Origin of the sequence: Pontibacter deserti, assembly GCF_023630255.1 — a bacterium.
GTDB lineage: Bacteria > Bacteroidota > Bacteroidia > Cytophagales > Hymenobacteraceae > Pontibacter > Pontibacter deserti.
This window is the reverse complement of record NZ_JALPRS010000001.1, coordinates 417815-442391: the sequence shown is the minus strand read 5'-3', so window position 1 is coordinate 442391 and position 24577 is coordinate 417815. Positions and strand designations below refer to the sequence as shown.

The 24577-nt window shown below is 36.4% G+C and carries 16 protein-coding genes; all 16 read left to right on the top strand.

Annotated features, from left to right (window positions below; genetic code table 11):
• Window positions 1-243 precede the first annotated feature (243 nt).
• The gene (locus MJ612_RS01800; RefSeq protein WP_187028878.1) at window positions 244-1176 is read left to right on the top strand and encodes a hypothetical protein; all 933 of its coding nucleotides are present in this window, start codon (window positions 244-246) and stop codon (window positions 1174-1176) included.
• Window positions 1177-1291: 115 nt separating this feature from the next.
• Complete coding sequence (locus tag MJ612_RS01795) at window positions 1292-4324, top strand: AAA family ATPase (RefSeq protein WP_250419018.1); 3033 nt, start codon at window positions 1292-1294, stop codon at window positions 4322-4324.
• Entirely contained in the window at window positions 4314-5582 is a 1269-nt protein-coding gene (locus MJ612_RS01790; protein WP_187028877.1) for an McrC family protein, read from the top strand. The genes MJ612_RS01795 and MJ612_RS01790 overlap by 11 nt, the downstream gene beginning before the upstream one ends.
• A gap of 891 nt (window positions 5583-6473) precedes the next feature.
• Window positions 6474-7808, top strand: a complete 1335-nt coding sequence (locus MJ612_RS01785; RefSeq protein WP_187028875.1) for a hypothetical protein — start codon at window positions 6474-6476, stop codon at window positions 7806-7808.
• A gap of 303 nt (window positions 7809-8111) precedes the next feature.
• Entirely contained in the window at window positions 8112-9587 is a 1476-nt protein-coding gene (locus MJ612_RS01780) for a hypothetical protein (protein ID WP_187028873.1), read from the top strand.
• A 431-nt stretch (window positions 9588-10018) separates the two neighbouring features.
• Complete coding sequence (locus MJ612_RS01775) at window positions 10019-11503, top strand: FtsZ/tubulin family protein (protein WP_187028871.1); 1485 nt, start codon at window positions 10019-10021, stop codon at window positions 11501-11503.
• Window positions 11504-11519: 16 nt separating this feature from the next.
• Complete coding sequence (locus MJ612_RS01770; RefSeq protein ID WP_187028869.1) at window positions 11520-14930, top strand: hypothetical protein; 3411 nt, start codon at window positions 11520-11522, stop codon at window positions 14928-14930.
• Window positions 14917-15762, top strand: a complete 846-nt coding sequence (locus MJ612_RS01765; protein ID WP_187028867.1) for a hypothetical protein — start codon at window positions 14917-14919, stop codon at window positions 15760-15762. The genes MJ612_RS01770 and MJ612_RS01765 overlap by 14 nt, the downstream gene beginning before the upstream one ends.
• 4 nt (window positions 15763-15766) lie before the next feature.
• On the top strand, window positions 15767-17437 hold the full coding sequence (locus MJ612_RS01760) for a hypothetical protein (protein WP_187028865.1): 1671 nt from the start codon (window positions 15767-15769) through the stop codon (window positions 17435-17437).
• Window positions 17438-17439: 2 nt separating this feature from the next.
• Window positions 17440-18165 (top strand): hypothetical protein, encoded by a 726-nt coding sequence (locus tag MJ612_RS01755; protein ID WP_187028863.1) that lies wholly within the window; start codon window positions 17440-17442, stop codon window positions 18163-18165.
• 15 nt (window positions 18166-18180) lie between these two features.
• Window positions 18181-18939 carry a S1C family serine protease gene (locus MJ612_RS01750; protein WP_187028861.1) on the top strand — a complete coding sequence of 253 codons (759 nt, stop codon included), beginning with the start codon at window positions 18181-18183 and terminating at the stop codon, window positions 18937-18939.
• Window positions 18940-18961: 22 nt separating this feature from the next.
• A complete protein-coding gene (locus tag MJ612_RS01745) occupies window positions 18962-19828 on the top strand; it encodes a hypothetical protein (protein WP_187028859.1) in 867 nt (288 codons plus the stop codon).
• 46 nt (window positions 19829-19874) lie between these two features.
• Complete coding sequence (locus tag MJ612_RS01740) at window positions 19875-20360, top strand: DUF805 domain-containing protein (protein WP_187028857.1); 486 nt, start codon at window positions 19875-19877, stop codon at window positions 20358-20360.
• Window positions 20361-20452: 92 nt separating this feature from the next.
• Window positions 20453-21184, top strand: a complete 732-nt coding sequence (locus MJ612_RS01735; RefSeq protein WP_187028855.1) for a vWA domain-containing protein — start codon at window positions 20453-20455, stop codon at window positions 21182-21184.
• Window positions 21184-22584: a protein phosphatase 2C domain-containing protein gene (locus MJ612_RS01730; protein WP_187028853.1), complete on the top strand. Its 1401-nt coding sequence runs from the start codon at window positions 21184-21186 to the stop codon at window positions 22582-22584. Before MJ612_RS01735 ends, MJ612_RS01730 begins: the two co-directional genes overlap by 1 nt.
• A complete protein-coding gene (locus MJ612_RS01725) occupies window positions 22584-24536 on the top strand; it encodes a protein kinase family protein (protein ID WP_187028851.1) in 1953 nt (650 codons plus the stop codon). The genes MJ612_RS01730 and MJ612_RS01725 overlap by 1 nt, the downstream gene beginning before the upstream one ends.
• Window positions 24537-24577: the final 41 nt, after the last annotated feature.

Below are 24577 nucleotides of genomic sequence, written 5' to 3'. Positions count from 1 at the left end.
CCAAATTATAAAAGTTACTGGAATGACTCCTACAAGTATTAATCGTTGTATCCCAAGTGGCAATGATTTAAAAACTACTCTTAAGCGCTTTATCATATCGGTGTAGATTAATTTACATAAATAAGTAATTTAATCTATATAACAAATAAGCTTTATCTTAGAATAAAACTTAAAAGCTATATATTTAAGTACTAATATAATTCACAATCATAAGCTTGCACTTACTGTAAAGCCAAATATATTATGGAATTAGAACTAAAAGCCCACCGAGAGTTGATAAATGAAGATGAAGATGATCAGGAAACCATTACCGTCTGGCGATTAATCAATAATAAAGATGCAATTGAAATCAATCTCAATAGACTACTTGATGTAGATATTTCTGAGTGTGACTGGTGGGGAGAAGATCAAAAGTTAATAAGTGTGAGCTACTGTGACTGGGATGAAAACCATAATATGGCATTAGTCTCAAATACTGGCCAAATATTATTGAGAGACATATATTCTGTTGAAGAAGACTTATTAGAACAACTTGATTGTTTTATAGTCCTGGTCACAGGAAGACAACTACTAGAATATAATTCAGCAGAATATTATGGAATAGATCCTGATGATTATAGAATGGGTGTGATGAGTAAGTGGGGTGAATACATTATAAGTCCTGATTATGACAAAATCTATTTTGAAGAAGAAGATTACCTATTCTATGCGAGTAGACGTGGTAATGAAAAAAAGTACACCCTAGATGGTAATGTTATCTCTAAATCTACTATCAAAAGATCATTAGAAGAAGAACTAAAGACTTTATCAGAATTTACTAATTCAGGGATAGAAGTTATTTATGATTTTAAATTAGGAAGTGGGGAGAAAGCAGACGTAGCCTTTTTACATGGTGGTAAATGTATTGCTCTCGGACATTTCACAGAACATCATCTGAAAAATAAGGAAAAGGAGTATTTATGTTTTTTTAATTATGGTGCTGGTCATAACTTTCATAATTGTGGCACAATAACTAATTACTGGTTCTATTATAACGGTGATGCAGTAGTTTTCAATAATTTCTACTCTAGCCATCTTAAAGACTGTCATGAAGAGAACTTTGAAAGTTTTGCCAAAATCTTGATCCAAAGATTAAAGAACGAAGCAGAATACCTTTTAGATGAGAGACTAAGTTAAAATTTATACATCTAAACAGGTGTTACATTTGGGAAGAACAAATGTGATCATTAACCTTCAGAAGTTTACAATCCTGATTTAGTATCAAACTCCTAGCGCCATAAGCCAGACCAAGATGAAGATAGACAATATTATAGAAAAGAGTAGTCAGCTACATAAACTACGTGATCACAAAGTCATTTTTGACGAACTCAATAGGGTTGAACATGACTACCTTCGCGAGTTGGCTAACAGCTGGCAACCCGACAAAGAGTTCAAGCCGGTTATTTTGCTTCGCTATCTGATAACTCAGAAACTTCTTAATGGGAAGAAGGTAAGCCCACAGACGATAGATGAGTTTAAAGCAGTGATTGAGAGTAGAGACATTACTTCTCATTACTCTCCATCACCTGAGTATCTCCAAAGCTTAAAAGATTACAAAACTAGTAGGCTGGGCATGTTTCATCAGTGGAAAGACCCATATATTATACTCTTTCCTTTCTTTTATAGTCATTCAGAGAAAAAAGAGATAAGACAATTACTACAGCATCTGGCAAATGATATTATCAGTGTAAACTCATTAGACAGTGCAAAAGTGCATTATAATGATTTTGATGGCGCTAATAACTATGGAACAGATTGGGTTTGGGGAGCAGTAATTCCGGAGCAAGCTGCTAGTGTACAGGATGCTTATCAGCTATTTTTTCGTGTAGATAAAGATGGTTTGATTGGAGGGCTTTATAATGGGCACCGGCTTTCTAAAAATGGTTTCGCCCCAATAGAAAAGAGGTATTCAGATTGGAATATGCTTTTAGCAGGCGTCACTGATCATATACCTAAGTGGGAAGAACTTAATAGCACGATCGACTATAATTTTCAAAAAGCTGAAAAGGAATTTAAAGATAGACTTAGCAAGTGTACTCCTGAAGATTTAAGCACTTACTTTTATATTTTAGACTTCATTAAAGATGAGCTAGCCCTACCAAATGAAGATAACCTAGTATTTAGCACAGGTCGTAAGCAACTAAGTTTTCAAGTTGGAAAAAGGTATTGTCTAAATCTTAAGGGCAAATCATTTTCATTCATAGCACCAGAAGAATATAATATTCCAGGAGTTGAAAAGGGAGCCTTTACAGGAGGAGAAAATGCAGCTTTCTTTAAGAACACAAGTGCACAGGCTATTCAACAACATATAAGCGCCATTGTTGAAGCTGTCCAGTATGAAATCGAAAGAGACAACAGCACAGATCCTAAAGAGTATGATAACGCTGCTTTCAGGAAAGCTGTTTTTGATAAGGCATACAGAGCTACATTTTTCAACTATTCTCCTATTACATCTACACCCATTTTAGTAAAATCAGAAGATACTAAGCCAAAAGAAGTCAAAAAAAGCATGCCATTAAATCAGATTCTGTATGGTCCTCCTGGAACAGGAAAGACCTATCACACAAAGCAGTATGCACTCCAGATAATTGAGGAACTTACAGAAGAAGAACTGAAGAAAAAGTATTTGACAAGGGATGCTATAAATGAGCAGTTTCAAATATATCAGGAGCGTAAGCAGGTTGAGTTTGTTACATTTCATCAATCTTTCTCTTATGAAGATTTTGTAGAAGGTATAAAGCCGATGCTGCCTTCTAAAGAAACGAAGGGAGAAGATGATGAAGAAGCCACATTAACACAATCAGGCGACATCGCTTATGAGCTTTTACCAGGTATTTTCAAGAATATATGTGAAAGAGCAGAAAGCTATGTGAATTATGAACCTAAAAATCAGTCTGATCAATTTAAAAGTGTCATAAGAGACAACTTTAAAAATGCACGTTTCTATAAGATGTCTGTTGGCAACACAGCTTCTTCAGACGATGATGAAATCTATCAATACTGCTTAAAGAACGACTGTATAGCCTTAGGATGGGGCGGCGGAACAAACTTTGAAGGGGTAAAGAATCGAAAAGATATAAAGGATCTTTTAGATAAAGATGGATTGGAAAGAAGTAAGTATGAGACGACTGCTGTTAAAATGTTTGTTGTGGACATGAAGCTTGGTGACTTTGTGTTTGTTTCTAACGGCAATTATAAAATAAGGGCAATCGCACAAATAAGTGGTGATTATTACTTTGAGCAGGATTCCCCAATCTCTTACCGACACTTCCGCAAGGTGAAATGGCTCGTAAAAGAAGTCAACTTACCTGTAACAGAGATTTACAAGAAAGCCTTTTCACAACAGACTATCTATAGCCTTAACAAAGGGCTGATAAAGCAAAGTTATTTTGAATCTGTTATAGTAACAGATGAGTTCCGGAAGAACCATGTTCTCATCATAGATGAGATAAACCGGGGTAATGTCTCTCAAATATTCGGCGAGTTGATAACGCTTATTGAACCTGACAAGAGAGCTGGCAATGCAGAGCAATTAAAAGTTACACTGCCTTATTCTAAAGAAGACTTCTCTGTGCCTTCCAATCTTTACCTGCTGGGAACAATGAACACGGCAGACCGTAGTGTAGAGGCCCTAGATACTGCTCTCAGACGCCGTTTTTCATTCAAAGAATTAACTCCGGATGCTGCGCTAGTTCCAAGTGCAGCTCATATTTTTTACAACCTGCTATGGCGGTATAAGGATAATGCATGGCACAGCAACCGCTACAAAGCTGCTGAAAGTACAGTACTGGAAGTTATCGGAACACCAGAAGACTTAGATAAAGAAAAGTATGCAATCTGGGACGATTTGAAACGAGAAGGAGAAGTTGGTTTTAATACTAGTAGGCATTTCACTGGTTTCAATTTCCCAGGTATAAATCCTCAGGAATTGTTCATTTCTATTAATGATAGAATTGAAGTGTTGCTTAACAGAGATCATTGTATAGGGCATTCCTATTTTATCTCCTTAGCACATACAGATGATGTGTTATCAGAACTTAAAAAGATCTTTAAGGATAACATTATTCCTTTACTTCAAGAGTACTTCTACGGCGACTACGGGCGCATTGGTATGGTGCTTGGCGAAGGTTTTGTGAAGAAGAAAGTTAATGGGGGCACTGGCAAAAGAAAGTTCGCTAAAGGTAGTTGGGGGAATGATTACGAATTGAATGAAAAGGATGTATTTGAATTTACAGATCCTACATATTGGTCGGTAGATACATTTAAACAGGTATATGCCAGCTAATGTAGTACAAGTCTTTGAGCATTCATGCCTAGAAGTAGATGAAGAAAAATTTACAACAAAGCATTTCAACAGACTTGTGTTGTATAACGAGAAGCATGGTAATACCTATTTTAATGTGGGCCATAAACGGCTGCACTTTAAAAGCTATGTAGGAGTCATACAGGTTGATGGTCTTACAATTGAAGTGTTGCCTAAAGCGGATGTTGGGAATGACACTATAAAGTGGCAAAAAGCCCTGTTTTTGCTTCTCAGAGAAACTGGTTATCTGTCAGTTTCTTCCTTATCAAATGCGATGCTTCGGTTGCGCTCTTCCTCCTTATTGGAGCTGTTTCTATGGCAGTTTTTGGAAGGAGTTGACCAACTGGTACATCAGGGGTTAGTAAAGCGTTATCGTCAGAATCAGGACAATCAAAATGCTTTAAAAGGCAGGCTTCTATTTAAGGAGCAGATAAAAAGGAACCTCGTTCATAAAGAGCGTTTTTTTACGGAACATCAGATATATGATCGGAACCATGTTTTACATCAGATAATTAAAAAAGCGCTTGTTATTTTATCAGGAGTCAATGCTGCTCATGTAAGAAGTAACGCACTTAGATTACTCTATACCTTTGGTGATTATACAGACATAGAAGTTACTGATGCTACTTTCAGCAAAATTAGATTCAACAGAAAAACGCAACCCTACGAACAGGTAATTCAGCTGTCCCGATTAATTATCCTGAACTATAGCCCTGACTTATCATCTGGTGGTGAAAACATTCTCTCTATTCTGTTCGACATGAATCAGCTCTTCGAAAAATATGTCTACAGGCAACTAAAGAAAGACGAACCTTTATTTGATGTAAATAAGCTAACTGTATCAGGGCAAGCAAGCAAGGAGTTTTGGAGATCCAAAACAATTCGGCCTGATATTGTAATTCAATTTAAGAAAGATTGTGAGGGTATTGAATGTGACAAGAAAGTGATTGTTGATACCAAATGGAAAGTGCTTTCAGACCATACTCCTTCAGATAATGATTTAAAGCAGATGTATGCCTATAACATTCACTTTGGCGCTAATCATAGCACACTCCTATACCCGCAGGTACATGGAATACATAAGCTTCATGAATCATATCATCCTTCTGATTTTTACTCAGACAGCCACTCTTGTAGCCTAGATTTTGTAGACTTGGTTGAACATGATGGGAGCCTGGTAAAAGGTATCGGCAGAAAAGTAATTGAATCAGTTGCCGGTTTAACTCCTTTAGTAGTTTAAAACACTCTTATAGGTATCAATTTAATTTGAGGTAAAGGAAAGTATGGGAAACATCATTCAAGCTATTTGTCCTTGTGGGCTAGAGTCGGAGCCAATAATGCAGGGTATTGGATTTAATTATCCTGAAACTAGGACTCAGATGGAACCAGCGTTTTGTGATGCCTGCGGAGTAGTGGTGGGCCGAGATTTTAGCAAGCTTTATTCAAAGTGTCCTAAGTGCAGGAAGAAGATTAAATTTTACTTAGAAGAGCTGGAAACGAATAATGAAGAGCAAAGCTTCATATATCCGAGTATAGATTACCAGCAAGTTAAAGAGCACTGGCATTGCCCGAGGTGTAAGCAAGAAACCTTACAATTTGGGTCCATGGGCTGCTGGGATTGAAAGCAAGTTAACCATCTATATGTATTTCTGCTTCATTCAAAATGTTGTTTAACAGGAGCAAGAAGACATCAAAATTGTCTGGATAAACATTCGACCCATACGAATTGATTCGAATACCTCTGCCCATTACCTTTAACTCCCACTGCGTCCCATCAAGTATGGTGCTATCATACACCTCCTCCCAGCTACAATTTTTCAAGAAACTTAATAGCTTCTCCCAATGCTCATTATTGCTAATTTTGATAATCTTATCATGTTCAGTAGGTACTCCATAATATTGAGAGCAGCTTAGACTACCGTTGTTTAGTGTGAGACGGTAACTATCACGTCCATATCCACCCAGATAGAAATCGAAGGTCATAAAATGAAACAAAAATATTTAGCGAACATCAAGTTTATATAGTTACATAATAATATATTTATATCATAATTACATTGGAAAGCAATTCTAACACAGGATGTACTTAAAATTGTGGAAGTAGAATATGCGTAGGTAGGGAAAGTATATTATGAAAACTGACATTATAAGTAGGCTAACTGCCTATTATCACTTATACAAGAAGCTTGATCATATAGGCGGCCTAGAAGTAGATGGAGATCTGTTTGAAGAATTAATTGGTATTGAAGAAGTGATCCTTAAAAAATTTGGTCTTCCATTATCCAATAAGAACAAGACCATACTTTGGAAGCTTGTAAATAAAACCAAACTTTCTGAAAAGAATTTACAGCAGACTCTGGAGCACCTGCAGGCAGCAGCAGAACGATTCCTGCATTCTCCGGTGCAATCTGATCTCGAGCAGTTAATGGCTGCCAAGAAACAGAATCGTAGCGCATTTGATATTTTACCAGAACTGGGTCAGCCTACTCACGAGTATACCATCTTCTTGTATGATGTTATTCTTGATTTCGCAAGCCCTGAAGATGTATTAGCAGAGTTAAGTGCCCTTAAAAGATTAGACTGTTATGGAGAAGCGGCATCTCTAAAGAATCAATTTCCGCGCACCTTTCGCAAAACTAAGGTATATAAGCAGCTAAGTCCCTATCTGAAGTTCTTTGACAACTACTTAGATCCATCAAATTTTGATTTACTAATCAGTTTGAACAATGAAGACGATGAGTCAATGCCTCATCCTTTGGAAATGGCAAGAGTTGTTAGCTTTAAAGATTTAGATGAGCATAACTTAAGCAGGCAAGATGCTGATCTCTTTTCAATAGCCAGGCCAGAGCCTGTTGATTTTGAGCCAGACTATATTATTCTATCTGACCTGATCGAAATTGAAGAAATCATTTTTAGTGAAGATTCAGCAGTCACAGTAACAGGCCAATTATATGAGTGCTGCAAGCCTTCCCCCATTACTTTGGGGTTTGACTTCGATACACTGGCAGCTCTTATCCGTGAGTATGGTAGCCAAGGGAAGTCGGTACTAAATTATTTTAACAAAAGCCGGCAGCAAAATTTGATCGATGTCCCAGTTGTGATTTCTCTGAAAGACAAAACCGGTAGCACCTTGGAATTGCGTCAGCATTACTTTAAAGTATACAAGCCGCTTACGTTAGGGGCAAATGGTAAGCCTGAAATAATGAAGGAAGCATTCTACATTGTTGATGAAGTTATTGATAAAAGACGCTATGATCAACAGCAAGTAATGTTCATGAGAAGCGGACTTAATGGGACTTTTCACCATATAAGCCAACACTACTACTTCTACTTAAACCATAGGCATGACGGTTTAAGCGAAGATGAAGCTAGAAAGAAAGCAGAATTGCAAGACTGGGTTCGATTTGAGATTTCCAGGATGTTATACCTGCTTGAGAAGCATGGTGGTCGCGCTGAAATGAAATAAAAGTAATCAAGGTAAACAATAGTCATCTTGTAATTAGAAAATCATGAGATCTCCCACTATTGTTTATGGCAAGGAGGTTCTACTTAGTTCATATTTCTGCAGCATTAAACTACCCAATATTTAATATTTGAATATTCCGGTTCTTATATATTATCTCTATATTTGTTTCAAACTGGTATGTAATCTATACAATTCCGGTATTAACTTATTCTACTCCTGATTACCTGAATACACAAGCCTATCACATTATGATTTGCCTGTGCAAAATCAGAAACCCACACTTACTTATAAAGTGGGCAAAACATGGTTTTGCAGCATATCAAAGCACCTGCCAAAACTAATAAAGAACTTATTTATTGGTACCTATTTACAGCGCCAATAGAAAATGATTTTAAAAATATCTCAAAGAAAACAAATTGTATGACAAGAATACCTCACTACATACTTGTAGCTAGCTTATCGTGGATGGCTTGTGAAAGCCCTCGTGATAAAGCCAGACAAGAAGCAGAAACAAATGCTGGACAAAAGCAAATAGATGAAGGTATTGAATCAGAAGTCAAGGTAACAGATACTAACATTACTCCTACTCCTGACGAAACATCTATAGCTGAGCCAGCTGTACAAGCATCAGCGATAAACAAGCTTCGGTTTTTCTTCGAAAATTCCGGCAGCATGAATGGTTATATCTCTGAACATTATGAGATAAAAACTGCAATTTCTAGACTTTTAAGCGAAACTAATTACAAAAGCTTTAATGCCTATCTAATTAATACGGCTCTTCATAAGTTTGTATCAAAACCTGAGAAGGTTACTTCATCCTTAACAGAAGCTGGTATAAATAAAGGAAATATAAATACTAGCGACCTTAACCTTATCTTAAAAACGGTTCTTGATAGTACAAACCGTCAGGATGTTGGAATTTTAGTTACAGATGGCATATACTCTGTAAAAGGGAGCCCAACTAGTGTACTGGGACAACTTGAATCAGAGTCAAATTTTACAGCAAAGCATTTTGAGAACCGATTGAAGAAAGATAAAAATCTTCAAACAGTATTAATTAAATTAAATTCTCAGTTTAAAGGAAACTATTATCCTGTACAAGGCAAGGGTATAAATATTGACCAGAAACGTCCTTATTACATTTGGCTTTTTGGCTCTGCTGGCAGCATAGCAACTATACAAAATGCATTGAATTTTAGCAATTTACCAGGATACCAAAATCATTTTGTTTTTAATACTACAGCGAATAAAAATGTCAGGTATCAAATTATTCCTGGGTTAATGAATAAGGGTACTTTTAGGTCACACCAAAACCCTAATCTGAGACCTAGCCATATTACAAATGCAGAAAAAGACAGAAGGTCAAAAGACTTTCAGTTTACAATAGGGGTTAATCTATCTAATCTACCTGTACAAAAAAGCTACTTGCTGAATAAAGCAAATTATGAGATTCTGGATAATTCAGATTACGTCATATCTAATGTCCAAGAAGTTAGTAAACTTACTCCTACACAGAAAAACAAATTGGCTAATAACCAATATTCTCATCTCATTACGCTTCAAACCACCAAGAATCCCTACGGTAGCTTAAAATTAGCTTTGAAAAAACAGCTTCCTACTTGGATAGGTCAAACGCACACTTTAGATGACACAAAAATTAAAGGAGATGAGAAAACAACGCTTGGATTTAATTACTTGGTCGGAGCTATAGACAGAGCTTATAATAAAGTTTCCAACACACAGCATTACATAAATATACCATTAAACATCCAACAATAATATGAACAGCTTTTTTGCCATGCTTTATGATTGGTTTGAATACCATGATGAATTTTCAATCTTTCTATTTGATTCACACAACTATAGTGGATACACATATTTAGGGGCTATAATTATTCTCAGCTCACTTATTTTCATGTCACTTTTCTACTATGCCTGGAACCCCACTTATGGTAGATGGTACCAATGGATATTTATAGTCATCATTTCCGCTATTATAGCAGCTGTTATAGGGTATTCTTATTTAACTAATACACTAATTCAATTTGTTGATAACAGCGCGTACCCTGATACAGAATCATTCATTCTGAACATGTCACTCATTACTGCATTTTACGCATTTATTTTCTCAGTCCTTTCAAGCTTTATTATACGCATTGGTAGTACTAAAAATAAGGCTAACCCTTTCCCTTTAAAATTCTAATTAAGCTATGGCAAAACTTTACATATTCGGTATTGGTGGCACCGGTTCAAGGGTCTTACGTGCATTTACAATGATGCTGGCAGCTGGTGTTAAATTAGATGACAGTATTGATACTGTTGTTCCAATCATCATTGATCCGGACTCTGCAAATGGAGACATGAACCGTACAGCAGATATGCTAACCAAATATCAGGAGATAAAAAAACCTTTTGAAAATGAGGAAAGCGGGTTCTTTAATGTTAAGATCAAAACACTCTCTCAATTAACAGGAGCAAGCCAGACAGATATTTCTGATAATTTTAAATTTGAAATAAATGGTACACACAGTCAGAAATTCCGGGACTATATAGGCTATAATAGCTTAGATAACAATAGTAAAGCTTTTATAGACCTATTATTCTCAGCCCATAACCTGGCTGCAGACATGGATGTTGGCTTCAAAGGCAATCCGAATATTGGCAGTGTAGTACTAAATCAGTTCACACAAAGTGAAGAGTTTACACAGTTTTTAGATAGTTTCGGTAACAACGACCGCATCTTCATCATCAGCTCAATTTTCGGAGGAACCGGAGCATCAGGCTTCCCCCTACTTCTTAAAAACTTAAGAGAAATGAATGCAGCAGATGGTAAGACCTTCCAAGTTAGAAATGCGGTTATTGGTGCACTGACTGTTCTACCCTATTTTAAATTAAAATCCGGAGAAGCAACAGGAAGTGAGATAGACTCATCTTCATTTCTTGGTAAGTCAAAAGCAGCCTTAGCGTATTATGAACGAACTATTGTAGCTGATAAACGCCTTAACAGTTTTTATTATATAGGAGACGAAGATGGCGGTATGTATGACAACTTTGATGGGAAAGATAAACAGAAAAACAACGCCCACTTTGTTGAATTAGCAGGTGCTTTAGCTATACTAAACTTTGCAGCAGAAGCTAACAACTTATCTACAACAAACGGCCAAGCAGATAACCCTACCTATAAAGAGTTTGGAATTGAGAGTAAAGATGTAAGCCTAACTTTTAAATCTTTAGGTTATGAATCATTTACTTATTTGACTAAACCATTAGCTCAACTTTCGCTTTTCTCTAAGTACCTAAAATTAGGTTTGCCTAAGGCAATGAGTGCTTCCACTATATGGTTAGAAGAGAAACACAGAGGTGTACCAAAATCTTTTTTTAAATCTTACTACTACACGAACTCTTTCAACAAGTTCATACAAAATTATGATGAATGGCTAAACGAGTTAGAAGATAACACCCCTTCATTTAAGCCATTTAACCACAGTGTTGACTTTGATAATGCTTTGGAACTTATCGAAGGGTATGAGCCGAAAAAGAAACTTATGTTTAAAAAAGATGCAAAGCTAACATTAGTGGAAGATAGAGTTTCAAAAACTTATACCCGCTACACTGCTTTGCCAAATGAAACGAAATTCGTCAAAAGCTTCTACGATGCGACAGCAGAGGTATTGATAGAAAAAATAGGTATCTAAAATAGTATATCCAGCTATGAGCAAGAAAGTATTCCGCATCCATAATGCCGGTCCAACTGAGTCAGATTGGTTTCCATCATTAGAGCCAGGTGGCAACATTGTACAGACAATAAAAGATAACGATAACCAAGTTAATATCCTTCCAACTTCTATTCCATCTCCTTTTGCAAGAATGGATCTGGTGAGGTCAGCTTTTCACTTCGTTAATGTTAATGGTATAGATGGCAACACCTATCACCATAAACTAGTGTCTGATGCTTTAGATATTGGGCAAATACTATTTAATTATGACATCAACAGTGATGACTTAGAGTTAATTGCCTGGAACAAATGGGATCAACTTAACACCCTTAAAGCTTCAACTCATCCAGAGCATAAAGCGTTAGCCGAAACGCTAGAATTGTTTATCAGTCAGGATATACAGTTTAACTTTGACAAAGTTGATAATTTCTATATCCTAAAATATAATCACCATGTAATTGGTGGAGTATCTCCTACTACGTTGTTTTTTGCAGCACCATACAACGATAGTAAACCTGACAACGACAAATTACATGTAGACATCCGGTTTGGAAATGACATCATGTTAGATGATCATTACTTGCCATTGTACCAGCGTGAGCCGAAATACATCAAATATATGTATGCTCTATCCAAAAAGGACAATTTTGCCAGGACCTTTAAGGAGCTATACCAGTATATTGACCTTACAGTAAAAAAACTTTCAAAGGAAAATAAAGACTTGTTTAATGTGCTTAACACATTAGATGTCAACGATTATTTTTCAGGATTACAGTACCTACATATTAGAGGCAACGCTGGCGATACAGTGCATGCTTTATCTGATCTGCCACTTTATAAGTATAGTGCCAATCCAGAGAGTATACAGAGCGACTTCGCCATTGCAAGTCCTAAGCAGATTGAGGTAAACGGAAAGCTCTTATCGCCATTAGTTCTGCCGGTAGAGCGTTTCAATTTCGAACTTACCTATACTGTTGAAAAATGGAACCCTGCTACACCTGCTCCGCGCCGCGATGATACGCCAATAGAGTTACGCCGTCTACCGCACGTAAGGGATCAGTATCCTTACCTGACGCAGGCTGACTTTTTGGAAGATCACCTCATAAAAGTGCCTTACCAATTAAATAGCAACAAATTCTACACGCTTGGCAAAAACTATCTATTGCCCATTAAACCTACTTTCTTTGAATATTTTACTAAAGAAGAGCTGACTAGCCAAAAGCTTATAGAAATTATAGAGCAGAAACAGTCGGTTGAAGTAAGACTTCATATTCCAATTACGGGGAGCAGAGGTGTTAATAAAATCACGTATAGCAAGATTTATAAAAGACCATCTACAGTTACGAACATTGGCGGTATGTCAGGTTTAGGCGAGCATGATGGTATTTTGGTTGATGCTGATTTGGCATTAGCAATTACACCACTTGTTAAGGGTGACTTTTCACACAAAGATTATAGAATTGGTATTGTGAATGGTATGCCTTCTCGAAATGTTGATTTACAACTTTATGATTCTAATGGATTTAGAGTCGATGCCAAATTTAATAACACGCGCTTAAATAAGGGGGCATCGTCTCAATACTATGTAGTGCAAGATAACTTTGACTATGTACAGCTACAAGTAGATGCCAGCATGCATGGTTTCCTTATTCCTGAATTTAAGAAGTACGAATCTGGAAACAACCAATTTAGTTTTGCAATCGATTTTGGTACTTCAAACACTCATATAGAATATAAAAAGCAAAACGAAAGAGACAGCAGACCATTTAAGGTAGAAAAAGAGGAATCACAGATAGCCTATTCTTTTGATCCGAATGAAAAATCTGCACTGGTTAGGCAGTTTTATTTCCAATTCAGTCATGAGTTATTGCCAGAGACAATAAATGATGGTTCGAATGACTATAAATTGCCGATGCGTACAGTTGTTCTTTACAATAAGAATGTCAATGTTAATCATGGTACATATACTTACAACCACTATAACATTGCCTTTGATTTCGAGAAATCCCAGATTCAGCCACACTTAAATCATAAAACTAACATAAAGTGGAGTAACTATAACGACAACGAAAACAGAAAGCAGCTAGAACACTATATTGAGCACATCCTTATACTGCTTCGAAACAAAGTATTGTTAAACGATGGTAATTTAGAAGAAACTAAGATTACCTGGTTCTACCCATCCAGTATGGGCGAAAATAAGATCAATGCTTTAGGACAGGTATGGCGCGGTAAAGTACAGGAGATATTTGGATTTAGAGTTGTAGAAGCTATGAACAGTCTACCTGAAAGCCTCGCTCCTTTCTATTTCTACAATAACGAAGCAGGTGTTACAGCTCATTCATTGCCTGTAGCATCATTGGATATTGGCGGTGGTACTGCTGATTTGGTTGTTTATAAGGAAGATAGGCCTCAACTCCTAACTTCTTTTAAGTTTGCTGGAAATGCAATCTTTGGAGATGGTTATGGCGGCAGCATGGCTACAAATGGTTTCCTTAAGAAGCATTTGGATAAGTATCGTGAACTTGTAAAATCAAATTCCGACAACTTGTACAATGTGCTTGAGCAACTATCTGTTAGCAGAAACTCCGAAGACATTATTAACTTTTTGTTTAGCTTAACTAATAACAAAACATTAACACAAAATAATGTTAAAATAGATTTTGCTACAGAGTTAGCTAATGACCAGGACTTAAAACTAGTTTTCTTACTTTACTACAGTGCAGTATTCTATCACATGTCTAAGGTGATGCACGCTGCTGGTTTTGATAAGCCATCAATATTATTACTTAGCGGGTCTGGCTCTAAAACAGCTTTTATAGCCGATAATACTAGTAATCAAACAAATCTATCGTTGCTATTCAACAAAATATTTGAGAAGGTATCTGGTGAGCAGAGTAAGGTAAAAACTGAAATAAAGATTGAACCCAACCCTAAAGAAATTACAGCTAAGGGTGGATTATACACTAGTGCTTACGATGGCATTAGCCTAGAAGATTTGACTGTTGTGTCACTTGGAAGTACTCTTGAAATTGGTCTGCTAAGACCCTATGATACATCAAGTAATGCACTTAAGTACTCTTACCGGGATTTAAGCAAATCGGACGAACACGTTCAAGGCGTAGTAGATGAAGTACTGCACTTCTTAGAGCTCTTCTTGGAGTTACATAAGGAAATCAATTTTAAAAACAAGTTCGATGTAAGTCAAACATCCCTTAATGTTATCGATGAAGTAATTGAGAATGGTGATCATGATTTGATGAATTACTTAATGCGCGGATTAGGCGAGAAACAGAAAGAACTTGACAGCGATGATGTGACAGCTGTTGAAGAAACGCTCTTCTTTTATCCCTTGGTTGGCTTATTGAATAAACTTGCAAAAGATTCTATAGATGGCAAAGCGTAAAAGCAAAAGTAAGTCTGGCTCTCTACAGAGTCAGACTATTACAGTAATTATAGGTAGCTTAGTTATCTTTTTGCTGCTGGTTTTAGGGATAAAAATAGGACTTGTTAGTTGGTTACTGAATTTGATTTTCGCTGTCATTTTACTTGTTGCTATTGTAGTCAACTCTATTTTAGCTTATAGACTATTTAATGATTATGAGAGAATTAATATGTCTAAAAATGAAGACGAAATACCTTTGAGTATAAGAAAGATAGAAAGTACTTCAAATAATGAGTCATATAGTTTAAGTACTTTCAAGTACAAGTATGAAAAGCTTGAAGCACGCTATGATAAGCTAGAACAGATAAAGGAGTCCTATAAACAGAGAGTTATTCACCTAGAGCTTGAACTTTCTCAATTACGAGAAAAGGAAAAGCTAACAATACAAACTGAAGTGATACACCCCCAATCAAAGACACCTGAACCTAAAGCGCAGGAGCCTATAACGCCGAAACCTGCCTTACCCAAGAATAGCTCACTGTTTTTTGATGGACCTTATGATGATCGTGTGTTTTCGGAAACTAACGCAATTCAGGAAAAAAGATTCCGCTATGTGTATCGCATAGAATATGCTGTTGCTGAACCATCGGTAGGTAAGCTCTACTTAGAGCCAACTACGGAGGAATATGATATATTAAGGAGTTACTCTGATACAGTTCTGAAACCTGCCTGCGCCTTTGATAACGCATTTTATACCAGTTTTAATAACATAAGCCAACTTACCCCTGGTGTGGTACACAAGCAGGGTAACGACTGGTATGTGAAAGAAAAAGTGAAAATCAGATTTAATTAATTTTATGGAATTCATTGAATACCTCATCATAGGAGTAATAATTTCACTCCAGGTGTACATCGCTTATAATTATATCTATCTTAAAATCATCAATCTTAAATCAGTTTTTTTAAAAACTGATGATGCCATCATACGCATAGGCGATGTGCCTGTTAGTATGATTGAGGATGGAGGGTTAGATGATATAAAAGAACATCTTAAGACAAATACCTATACATCATTGGATGAAAAAATTGTTGAGGTAGCATTAGTGGATTACCCTGCGATCACGGAAGCTGAACAACAGATATTTGATGATATTAATAACTATCTAGTAAATAATAAAGGCTCAGTAGCAGACTACCATCTCCTGAAAGATATTGTAGATCGCAATATTGATTCGCTGGATGAGGAAATAAATAACTCTATGCCTGCTCCTCTTTATCTGGGTCTTGCTGCTACCATGTTGGGTATAATACTGGGGTTATACCAAATGGACGCTTCAGCTGGTGCTGCCAGTATTGACAACATGCTAACTAGCATTCTTGGAAGTGTGAAAATAGCCATGATTGCCAGCGCTATAGGTCTCGGCCTGACAACAGCTCTATCCATTTTCTTCTATCGTCCTGCGAAATCTGAGGCAGAGAAAAACAAAAATAAATTCCTTTCTTTCTTACAGGTAAATCTGTTACCTGAACTGATCCGAACAGAAACCTCTGGTATCTCTGCACTTAACGACCGCTTAAAAGGATTTGCCAATACACTCAACCCTGCTATAAAAGAACTTTCTGCTGTAATGGACAAATCTTTTGAAGCCATTAAAGTGCAGGAAAGAACGATGGCTATGGTAGAACAACTTGACACCGCTAAGATGGCTAAAGCCAACGTAACAGTGTTTAAGGAACTAAGTAAAATGATGGAATCATTCCATGAATTTGCCAATTATTATCAGACGCTGAACCACTCTATGGTACAAACTGTAGAGCTAACTAATAACTTAAAAGCGCTAGTTAGCCGTACTGTAGAAGTTGAAAGAATTGCAGCTGGTATAGATGCTACTTTCTCACAGAACAAAGACCTTAATCAGTTTTTGGCAAGTCATCTGATTGAGTTTACAAACCATGGCAATGCCTTAAATGTGGTTGTTGATTCTGCTCAACGCAATGTAACTGAGAGCATCAATGTGATGAAAGAAGCTGTTGAGCAAAAGATTCGTGAAGTACAGGAGATTACTATTGAAATGGAGCCGCAACTCAAAGATGCCTTTGAATATGCCATTGAATCTGTTGAGACAATGACAAAGGAACAGGTAATGCAGCTTGACCAGGCATTTACAGAAGCCCGACCTAAATTTGAACAACTTGATAAATTAGAAGGTATAGATGATGGCCTTCAACTATTAGCAGAGCAAGGTAAGGAAAGTTCTGAAAAGCAAGAGCTAATGCTGCAAGCTTTGAAAGACCTTGCTACAGCACTAAAAGAAAATTCAAAAAAGGCTACGCAAGAAACAAATATCAACGACGACTTCCTTAATGAGTTCCGGGTTTTAAACAAACACCTCACAAGCAACGGCGCACAAACCAAACAGAAAAATTATAAGGCTGTAACTGCATTACTAGCACTAAATACTACAGGATTTTTAGGTTTGGCAGGTTTCCTCATATATGCTATCATCAAAGGCATGATTCAGTTTTAGCTATGAAGAAAACATCTTATTTCTGGGTAGGTTTTTCTGACTTAATGACGAGCCTATTTTTTATTATACTGATTCTGTTTTCTATAACCTTACTTGGTAGACAACAAGACCAAGTAATCATTAAATCTTGCGAAGATTCAACGACTATAATTAAAGATTTAAGGGCAAAAATTGATAGTTTAAATCAAGCTAACAATCAACTCACTATTGAAAGGAAGAAGTTTGATGAAATACAAAATGTAGAAAAAGCTCTTTCTACTTTAGATCCAGACTATTACACTTTTGATCATCAGAATAAACGCTATAAACTTAAATTAGATGTAGTTTTCAAACCCAATGAGTCAGATATATCAAATTTGAGTTTGCATGAACTTGATCAGTTAATGCAAGCTGGTGAAGAACTTTATAATAAAGTTAATACTCTTGTTCAAGCAAATAAAGAAATAGAATACTTACTTATTATTGAAGGTAATACAGAAAGATATAAAAACAATTGGGTTACCGATCCTAATCGAGGTTACGAATTAAGTTATGAAAGGGCTCTTGCTTTATTTAATTTTTGGAAGGATAACGGTATTGACTTTAATAAACTCAAAGGTCAGTGTGAAGTAATCATAGCAGGTAGCGGGTACTTTGGCCAATCAAGAAATACCAGAGATGAGGGCTATAATAGAAGATTCTCTATTCAAGTAACATCTAAAGTGGGTAAGTTTTTACAAAAGAGATAGCTTGTAGTTAATAACATGAAATTACAAACCATACTTTTAGCTTGCTTACTAATTTCGCTCAGCGGTTGTTCAGGTTGTTCAAGGTCTGGAAAAGAATCGAAACGACGACAGTTGACTGCACAATCTGAAGGGTTAATTCCAGCTGCAAGGCCTGATAGAATTAAACCGGAAAGAGGTGCTAGAAATACACCGGTAACCGAGGTTAATAACACTTCTGGCTTGAGCTCACTTTACGAAAAGAGCAAAAAAGGAGTATTCCTGGTTTTATCTACGAATGATGGCCAAAGTGGTGCGCAAGGTAGCGGATTCTTCATATCAGCAGATGGTATTGGCATCAGCAACCAGCACGTTTTTAGTGGATTTCATACCCATTACATCAAAATGTATGATGGTACTACTTACGAAGTATCAAAAATATTAAGATCAAGCGATGCAAACGACCTTGACTACGTACTTTTCAAAGTAAACACACAAGGTGATAAAGTTCCCTTTGTACCTATTGCGAGGTCCTTATCAGCAATTGGTGAAGATGTCTTTGCGATTGGGAATCCTAAAGGCCTTGAACATACACTTTCAACAGGTATCGTTTCCAGTTATCGGGATGACAACAAGCTGATTCAAACTACTGCTGAAATAACAAATGGCAGTAGTGGTGGTCCACTCTTCAACATGCGTGGTGAAGTTATAGGCATCACAACATCAGGTGTAGGAGAAGCAAACTTGAATTTTGCAGTCAATATTCAACGTCTGAATCTGACTAGCAAGAGTTTATAATTTATATCTAAACTATAACCCTTTGAAAATAATATATAAATTATCTCTAGTACTATCATTCTTAGGTGCCTCAATAATTTTATTATCATGTGAGGAATCCATAGAACTTGAACCTTATAATGGAAATGTTCTTCGGAGCTATGACTTGAGAGGAAAGGTAAAGTCTGTAACAACAGAAACTGAATATCTTAATCCTACACAATTCATATCCCAATGCAGTGGCAATGTTGACTCAGAGAATAAGATTTCAAAATATGTTATAGCATTTTTTGACTCAACTGGTAATAAAGTTAAAACCAGATATTCTAATGATCTGGATGGGCTCCATATAGGTGGAGAATCTTTATATTACTATAACGGCCAAAACCAGCTTGTAAAAGTTAATAATATAGATTCTGAAGGTGAAATTATACATACGGCAAATTACCATACCTATCCAAATAGTTATTGGACATTAACAAATAATGTCTACTATACAGTTGATACAATAAATAAAAGAATGAATACAGATGTACTTACTCGTGAAGGTAAGTTATGGGGGCCATTTGAAGTAAAAGATAAGATGGGAAATACTGTAGAATATTTGGAGCATAACATACAATATCCTCACTTTAAATATTATTACAATGATTCACTTTTGACACATAAAGTAGAGCATTACCAAGGGCTATTTATAGATAGTTTAGAGTTCATTTATAACTCTCGAGGTAATGTTATCGATACCAAATATTGGAGTAGAGATCATAGAATAAGTAAAACTTCTGAAGGTATTAAATGCCCAATTAGACTTGTCTATGATAACTATGATATTAATGGTAATTGGACCGAATTGTTAATTGTAGTTGATGACCAAGAAACTTTAGTTAAAAGAACCATAGAATACTATTGAAATATGCTTTAAACAATACATACGTTCAACTTTTATCCAAACAAACATGTTTAAAAATCCTTTCTCATTTGAAGGCCGAATTAGAAGAACTGAATTCGGCATAAGCTTTATTCTATATGTTATTGCCCAAGCTTTTATTTCAACAATTCTTGAAGCGGACAACTACTCAGACGACACAGCATTGCTTGGTTTAGCTTATATACCAATGCTTTGGTTTTTATGGGCACAAGGCGCAAAACGTTGCCATGATTTAGGAAATAATGGCTGGTGGCAAATTATACCCTTCTATGTACTTTGGCTCATCTTTTCTGAAGGAGAAAATGGTTGGAATAAGTACGGAGCTAATCCAAAGGGCACTTCAAGTGCTACACCTGGGAGTAACTATCAGTCTCAAATCATAACACCAAATACAACAAAGGGCTACCAGGGTGGCTACAGTGGTGGGCATAACAACCATGCTACCCCAACGCAGGAATACACTACGCAAAGCACCACAACAAGTGAATATCAAAGCGGAGAACTTTATAGATAAAATTTTACAACACAATGTTTGATATTAGAAACTTAACTATAAGCAGTACAAATCCATGCCTTATAGTTTATCTTATAGATCAGAGTGGATCTATGGATGGTAGATTTGGTAATGCTTCTCATAGTAAATCAGTGGAGTTAGCAAATGCCATCAATGATGTCATTTATGAAGTAGGTCTCAGATGTATTGGTAGTGGTGGAGAACTTAAGAATCGTTTTGAGCTAGCTATACTCGGCTATGGTAAAGATGGTGATAAAGTACAATCAGGTTGGGAAGGTCAATTAACCAATAAATGGGTCGTATCAATTAACGACATATTTGAATACCCGCTTGGTCAGGAAAACGATAAACCTATCTGGATTAAACCTTACGCACAAAGTGCTACACCGATGACGAAAGCCTTTGAAAATGCTAGAAGACTATGCCAGGACTGGATAAATTGGGGAAATCATAGGGACTGCCACCCTCCTATTGTCATTAATATAACAGATGGTGAAGCAACAGATGCAGGTCGTGATTTTAATCTGCTTAAGAAAGAGGCTGAGCAATTACAAATGCTTAGTACGAACTATGGCCCGGTGAGCATTTTAAATATTCATATTTCTTCCGCTACTGGTGATAGAGTGCTTTTCCCTAATGACACACCAGAGGTACAGGATAAATTTGCGCAGCTGTTGTTTGATATTTCTACACCATTAAATGAGAACATGATTCGGATCGCGCAGCAAAAGGGCTATAATATACATGATAGGGCGAAAGGCTATGTTTTCAACGGAAATGCAACGGACCTGATCAACTTCTTAAATATTGGTACCCCGCAATAATGGCTATCAAAGTTTTCCAACTTCATAAGCGGGCATCTTATGAGTATAAGTTTATTCAGGACAAATTTGGTATCTCACCAAATGATCATGTCTATGCCATTGCTGACGGGACAACTCAAAGTTTTAATTCCGAAGTCTGGGCTTCGCTGCTTACTCAGAAGTTCATATCTAATCCCGAATTTGACAGTGCAAAATTGCTTGCTTCTTTTACTCAAGAAGCAAGTGAGTTTAAGTGTCAGGACTACAAATTCAGCGCAAATCCTGCTAAGGCATCCCTTGAGCGAGAAAAACTCAAAAAAGGCGCTACTGCTACATTTTTAGGTTTACAACTTATAGGTAATAAGGCAATCCATGTTACAAGTGTTGGTGATTCAAATTTGTTTATCATCAACCCTGATGGAACAAATGCTTTCCCATTTGACTCAGCGGAGGCTCTAGATAGAAATCAGTTTTTCCTGAACACGGAGAGTTTATTGAGCAACGAAACAGAGACTAATATATTTTGGCAAAAAGAGCTACCATTACAAGACGAGTCTATAATTGTGCTAGCTACTGATGCTTTGAGCAGGTTATTCCTGAAGCACCCAAATTATATACATGACTTAATTCAGATAGAAGACTTTGATAGCTTTAAAGACTTCTGTTTAGCTCGGTGGGATGGCAAAGAATTGGAAGAAGATGATATTACAGCTTTAGTTATCTATAACTTTTCTTCCAACAAAGTTTCGGAAATAACACCCCCTATTGACTTCAGTTTTCCGAGAGAGAAAAAATCAGAATTTATACCATCATTTGTTTCAAACCCATCAAGCTTGAGCCAATCAAGCGATTTATCAGAAATCGAAATGCAACACATAACAAACTCTGTTAACCAAATTGGTAATGAATTACACCAGGTAAAACAAAGTTCTAAGTCTCAACAAACAATACTATTATTACTTGTGGGACTGGTACTACTAAATACTTTACTATTCGCTTATTTCATTATTGTAAAACCCGGAGCTTCCAAACAAGACTCTAGTAACCAATCAGCCATTATTGCAGAGCGGGATGCAACAATTAACAATTTACAAGCTGAAATTGACAGACTAAAATTGGTTGCTAATAGTCAACCTTTATCAAATGAGACATCCGTAATTCTTGATTCTAATAGCATTAAAAAAGAAGCAATTGTTACACCTGAGCCTAAGATAGAAAAACCTGTAGTTCGTAATACTTCAACAGCGAAGTCAAAAGAAACTCTAGCTCCAACAGAAGATAAAAAAACAGATAAACCTACTATAGAACAAAAGTCTCAGGAAGCCAAACTAAGCGAAGAGAAAGTATCAACTCAAAAGGTTAATACAGTTAAGAAAACCGATTCAGTAAAGCAGACTGATCCTACTGAAATTAAAGAATAATGTTCCCAACTATAGCTGAGTATAACCAGGTTATCAAAACTCATGGGACAGATGCTTTCAGATCTTTGCATGGTTTAAGTTTTGTACCATCACGCACACTTCCTGTTAAAATTTACTCCTATGGCTCAGGTGCATATGCTGTCGTGTTTAAAGCGAAAGCCCAGTCTAAAGAGTATGCCATTCGTTGTTTTATAAGTGCTGACAATGAAACGCTAGATAGGTATAGGAGCATTAGCAACTACCTGGAAGGCATTAATGAAAGCTGGTGCACCGAGATTGAGATTCTGGAAGATGAAATAGATGTACATGGACGTTATTACCCGGTCGTTAAAATGGAGTGGGTAAATGGACAGCTTCTGAATAAGTATATTTCAGATAACCTGCACAACGATACTATTTTAACGAAGCTCCAGGAACAAATTGTTAAGGTTAGTGATAGCTTAGAGAAGCACTCCATTGGCCATGGAGACATACAGTGTGGTAACGTTCTTGTAACCAAAGATTCTTCAGGTAATCCTGTAATTAAGCTGATTGATTATGATGGCTTGTATATACCTGAATTTGCTAACAAGACGAATTTAGAGCACGGTCGTTCCGAGTTTCAGCATCCTAAAAGAACTCAGGCTTATTATAATGAGAAAATAGATCGCTTTTCATTTTGGGTAATTCTCTGCGCACTTGAAGCACTGAAGTACGACAAAAGTCTTTGGTTGGAAGTGATGCAAGGAGGTTATAATACGCTCGACAACCTACTTTTCACTGGTGAAGATTTCAAGAATTTCAGGAACTCTAAGCTGGTCCAGCGGCTCTATAACCTCAATAAACCAGCGTTGTCCTTTTATTTAAACAGCTTAGAGTACTTCTGTAAGTCTCCTGTTTCTTCAGTTGATAAGCCAATACTCTATAGTATTGAGCAGTCTATTGCACCGAAAAATGTAAATAAGACAGAAACATTAGCAGAGGCCAATCCTGAAGCTTCACAAGGTGATAGGCTATCCTCTCGGTTTATTGAAATCTTATCCAGTCCTGCGGGAGCTACTGTTCTAAAATCTACTTTGCAAAAGATCGGTGAAACCCCCTTAAAAATTGACAAAGAACAATATCTGGGTAAGACACTTATTATTTCCTATGGCTCTCAAGTTAAACAACGCACGATAACTGATAGCTTAAGAAGAATTGATATTAACTTCTCTAAAGAACAACCTATATCACCTGTTAGAAATAAGTATAAATCAGAAACTCAGCCAGCTTCTCATATTAATTCCCCTACTTATGTTCACATATCATCGTCCCCAAAAACAAATATAACCCCAACAGTAAGAAAGAAAGATTATACATCAACCATAATTTGGTCTTTATTAGCTGTCATAATATTTGGAACAATAGCAGTAGCTGATTTTAAATCGGATACTAATGAAGAAATTGCTTATGAAACGGAAGAAACAACTGTTGAAGAAACAGTTGTAGATACTACTGCTGTAGAAGTTGATACTACAGATACAAATGCGATTTCATTCTTAGATTACACCAAAACACTTGGTGAAATTTATCAGTCTCCAAGTTCAAGTTCATATCTTGATGATAATGGACATTCTGCTACTCAAGCTATGCTACAATTCTTTTGGGCTTTAAGTAACAATGATTGTGACGCAGTCTGGCTCAAAACTTTTATTCAAGAATGGGAGGACAAAGGCAAAGATGACTTTTGTGATTACTATAATTTTGGGGGAATTAACGATGCTTATATAGAAAAGGCTAATTCCATACAACAAACTGAGTCTCAAGGAGTTTTCAGAGTCAATTATTCAACAATCCACCCATACAGTGGGATGAAATGCTATCAACAAGATATTAAGCTTGAGAAAATAAACTTTACTGATGGTACAACTACTTGGATGATAACAGAAATGAAGAATATTGTAACACCCTATTCTTGTGAATATGTAGACTAAGCCTGCTACTATAAAAAAGTATAAATCCGAATACTACATTT

What these genes read in the sequence shown, in the direction of transcription:
- MJ612_RS01800 (WP_187028878.1), top strand. Translation starts at nt 244, where the DNA reads ATGGAATTAGAACTAAAAGCCCACCGAGAGTTGATAAATGAAGATGAA.
- MJ612_RS01795 (WP_250419018.1), top strand. Translation starts at nt 1,292, where the DNA reads ATGAAGATAGACAATATTATAGAAAAGAGTAGTCAGCTACATAAACTA.
- MJ612_RS01790 (WP_187028877.1), top strand. Translation starts at nt 4,314, where the DNA reads ATGCCAGCTAATGTAGTACAAGTCTTTGAGCATTCATGCCTAGAAGTA.
- MJ612_RS01785 (WP_187028875.1), top strand. Translation starts at nt 6,474, where the DNA reads ATGAAAACTGACATTATAAGTAGGCTAACTGCCTATTATCACTTATAC.
- MJ612_RS01780 (WP_187028873.1), top strand. Translation starts at nt 8,112, where the DNA reads ATGGTTTTGCAGCATATCAAAGCACCTGCCAAAACTAATAAAGAACTT.
- MJ612_RS01775 (WP_187028871.1), top strand. Translation starts at nt 10,019, where the DNA reads ATGGCAAAACTTTACATATTCGGTATTGGTGGCACCGGTTCAAGGGTC.
- MJ612_RS01770 (WP_187028869.1), top strand. Translation starts at nt 11,520, where the DNA reads ATGAGCAAGAAAGTATTCCGCATCCATAATGCCGGTCCAACTGAGTCA.
- MJ612_RS01765 (WP_187028867.1), top strand. Translation starts at nt 14,917, where the DNA reads ATGGCAAAGCGTAAAAGCAAAAGTAAGTCTGGCTCTCTACAGAGTCAG.
- MJ612_RS01760 (WP_187028865.1), top strand. Translation starts at nt 15,767, where the DNA reads ATGGAATTCATTGAATACCTCATCATAGGAGTAATAATTTCACTCCAG.
- MJ612_RS01755 (WP_187028863.1), top strand. Translation starts at nt 17,440, where the DNA reads ATGAAGAAAACATCTTATTTCTGGGTAGGTTTTTCTGACTTAATGACG.
- MJ612_RS01750 (WP_187028861.1), top strand. Translation starts at nt 18,181, where the DNA reads ATGAAATTACAAACCATACTTTTAGCTTGCTTACTAATTTCGCTCAGC.
- MJ612_RS01740 (WP_187028857.1), top strand. Translation starts at nt 19,875, where the DNA reads ATGTTTAAAAATCCTTTCTCATTTGAAGGCCGAATTAGAAGAACTGAA.
- MJ612_RS01735 (WP_187028855.1), top strand. Translation starts at nt 20,453, where the DNA reads ATGGATGGTAGATTTGGTAATGCTTCTCATAGTAAATCAGTGGAGTTA.
- MJ612_RS01730 (WP_187028853.1), top strand. Translation starts at nt 21,184, where the DNA reads ATGGCTATCAAAGTTTTCCAACTTCATAAGCGGGCATCTTATGAGTAT.
- MJ612_RS01725 (WP_187028851.1), top strand. Translation starts at nt 22,584, where the DNA reads ATGTTCCCAACTATAGCTGAGTATAACCAGGTTATCAAAACTCATGGG.